Source organism: Methanobrevibacter cuticularis, from assembly GCF_001639285.1.
In the GTDB taxonomy this organism is placed as follows: Archaea; Methanobacteriota; Methanobacteria; order Methanobacteriales; family Methanobacteriaceae; genus Methanobaculum; species Methanobaculum cuticulare.
The window spans coordinates 1-2,988 of sequence record NZ_LWMW01000001.1 but is presented as its reverse complement, the minus strand read 5'-3'; the positions used below and the strand labels follow the sequence as shown (position 1 = coordinate 2,988).

The 2,988-nt window shown below is 22.8% G+C and carries 2 protein-coding genes; both read right to left on the bottom strand.

The annotated features are described in order from the left end of the window. Positions 1-167: 167 nt before the first annotated feature. Positions 168-716 (bottom strand): UbiX family flavin prenyltransferase, encoded by a 549-nt coding sequence (locus tag MBCUT_RS00010; RefSeq protein ID WP_067257132.1) that lies wholly within the window; start codon positions 714-716, stop codon positions 168-170. Between the two features lie 362 nt (positions 717-1,078). Further along, positions 1,079-2,305, bottom strand: a complete 1,227-nt coding sequence (locus tag MBCUT_RS00005; RefSeq protein WP_067257129.1) for an HD domain-containing protein — start codon at positions 2,303-2,305, stop codon at positions 1,079-1,081. Positions 2,306-2,988: the final 683 nt, after the last annotated feature.

Below are 2,988 nucleotides of genomic sequence, written 5' to 3'. Positions count from 1 at the left end.
CTAATTAATTTTTTATATTAATGATATATATTTTATATATATTATAATTTATATATAAACTTTTTATATATAATTAATAATTATTCTGATTATTTAAGAGTATTTAATAATTAGATAATGATAAATGATCAATTAAATATTTAACTTTCAATAATAGCTTTATTTTACTATTTCCATCGTTTAAATTCGTTATTATCTATTTTTAGTGAATCTAATATTTTACCAACAAGAAAATCACAAATTTCATCTATATTTTTGGGATTATGGTAGAATGCAGGCATAGCTGGAAGAATAATACCTCCTTCTTTGCTGATTTTTACCATATTTTCTAAATGAACGGTTCTAAGAGGTGTTTCTCTAGGTACTATAATAGTATTTCGTTTTTCCTTTAAAGCTACATCAGCTACCCGAGTAATTGCATTATTAGCATATCCATTAGCTATTGCAGATAACGTTTTCATAGAACAAGGAACTATGACTAATGAATCAAATTTAAAGGAACCACTGTTTATTGATGCGGTTAAATCATTTGATTCATAATAATAATCAGCTATTTTTTTTACATCTTCAATATTCTTGTTTAATTCATAATCTAGTATTATTTTAGCAGGATCACTAACAATAACTCCAGTTTCTATTTTTAATTTTTGCAGTGCTTTAAGTAATTTTAAACTATAAATAACTCCACTTGCACCAGTAATAGCTACAATAATCATGATTTAACTTCACATTTTTTTTATTTGGTTTAATTTATTTTATGATTGATTTTATTTTTCTAGTTTTATTTTATGATTATTTATTTATTTTCATATATTTTATTTTCATATATTTAATGGGACTGTCAAAATGTTAGTTGGTAAGAAAAATTTCTCTTCTAAAAATCAAGTATTTGTAAATTCAAGCTTAAAATTCAATTTTAAAAATTGTATCAACTAACAAATTGACAGTCCCTATTTAATAACTTAAATATAATTTATTAATCAAATAATAACTTAAATAATTATAATTTATTAATCAATTAATAACTTAAATAATTATAATTTATTAATCAAATAATAACTTAAATAATTATAATTTATTAATCAAATAATTTTGATTGATGACTATGAATGGTATCAAATTTATTTTCTGCTTTTTCAGGGAGATCGAGATAATCTTCCAATTTAAATTTTTTAAATTTCTCTTTTTCTTCCTTTGGTACATAAACACAAATATCAGGATAATTAAACCTTGCAGTTCTAAGTGCTCCAACAATGCTTGAAATTTCACTTAAGTGATATAATTCATTATCAAGAGCTACTTGAGTTTTCATTTCATCAAAACTAGGATATTCTGGAATGTTCAAAATTATGTAATCTTTATCTATACCTGTAGCTTCGCTGATATCCTCTTCACATTTTATAAGATCTTTCTTAGGTATTTTAAAAATATCTTGAGGATTCTCAAATTCATTTAATCTAGTAGAACAAATACTTTTTAAAAGATTTCTATTATCAATTCTATCCATAATATCTTTAACAAAACCTTCTCCATTTCTACAAATAGCTATTATGTCAGTATCATCGTATTTATACATGTCTTCACTATTTACTATTTTGTTATTGATCATTCGTTTCAAACATCTTCGAAACATGGCATTAACAATTCTAGTTGTATGATGTTGATAAACACTTGGATACATCTGATATCTAGCAACAAGGGCCCTTTCAGCAGCTTGAACTCCTTTTATATCTAATATTAAGTATTGATTTAGCTTTAAACTATTTATTATTCTATCCACATCTATGATTCCATAAGCAACCCCAGTGTAGTGAGAATCTCTAAGTAAATAGTCCATCCTATCTACATCGAGTTCTCCTGATACAATTGGTCCAAAAGGACCTTTTCCAGTTATTATGTCTACAATTTCATTGGTGTCAAATTCTTCTTCTAATACATCATTCAATGTTGTATTTTTAATTACCTTTGAAGTTAAAACTTCATGTTTAACATCCAAAACAGCTTCAGAAACATGTGAAAATGGACCATGTCCTGCATCATGAAGCATGGCTGAAATCCTAACCAATCTTTTTTCATAGTCAGATAGTTCAAGGTATTCTGCTAATTTAGATCCTAGGTACATGGTTCCAATTGAATGTTCAAATCTAGAATGGTTAGCTCCAGGATAAATTAAAGATATAAAACCTAATTGTTTTATTCTTCTAAGTCGTTGAATTTGAGGAAAATCCATTACTTTAACTTCAAATTCATTTAAGGATATATTGCCATGAACACTATCTTTAATGATTATATTTGATTTAGACATTTTAACACATTTTTATATATTTTTTATATAGGAATTATAGACAAAATTTATTTAAAAAATATTTCAATATAAATTTATTATAATTATGATAATGATTATTATGTTTATTACAAATAATTAATAAGTTTTTCTATATTTATTATTATAGTTTTATTAAAGATTATCAAATATTGATTTAGGATATAATATTAGAAATATCAATTTAAACTACAATATTAAAGAAATAATCTTAATTAACTTTGTTGTGTTTCTTAAATTCCTATATTAAAAATAATATTAATTGATTATTATTATTTAAATTTTTAAATAGCTTTAATGTTTATTAAAATAATACTTTAGCTATAAAATTAAAAATAAACATTAATTAAAGATATTATTGTTAATAAAGTAATAATGGATCTTATAATATGTAAAAAAAGTATATTCTTAAGTTATTAAAATATGAATTTTATTTAATTAAATCTTGAATAAAATTCTAATAAACCTTAATATCAATATTAACACCAATCAAATTAAATTTCATACTATAATTATTTTATTTGAAATTATTATTATAATCAGTAGTTCGTAAAGTATTAATATTATGGTGGTGTGTATTATTATGTATGCAAACAAAAAACAACACACCACATAAGATATTATTGAATGATGATGTATTAAATCTTTCGGTGAATGTGGTTAAA

What these genes read in the sequence shown, in the direction of transcription:
- MBCUT_RS00010 (WP_067257132.1), bottom strand. Translation starts at nt 716, where the DNA reads ATGATTATTGTAGCTATTACTGGTGCAAGTGGAGTTATTTATAGTTTA.
- MBCUT_RS00005 (WP_067257129.1), bottom strand. Translation starts at nt 2,305, where the DNA reads ATGTCTAAATCAAATATAATCATTAAAGATAGTGTTCATGGCAATATA.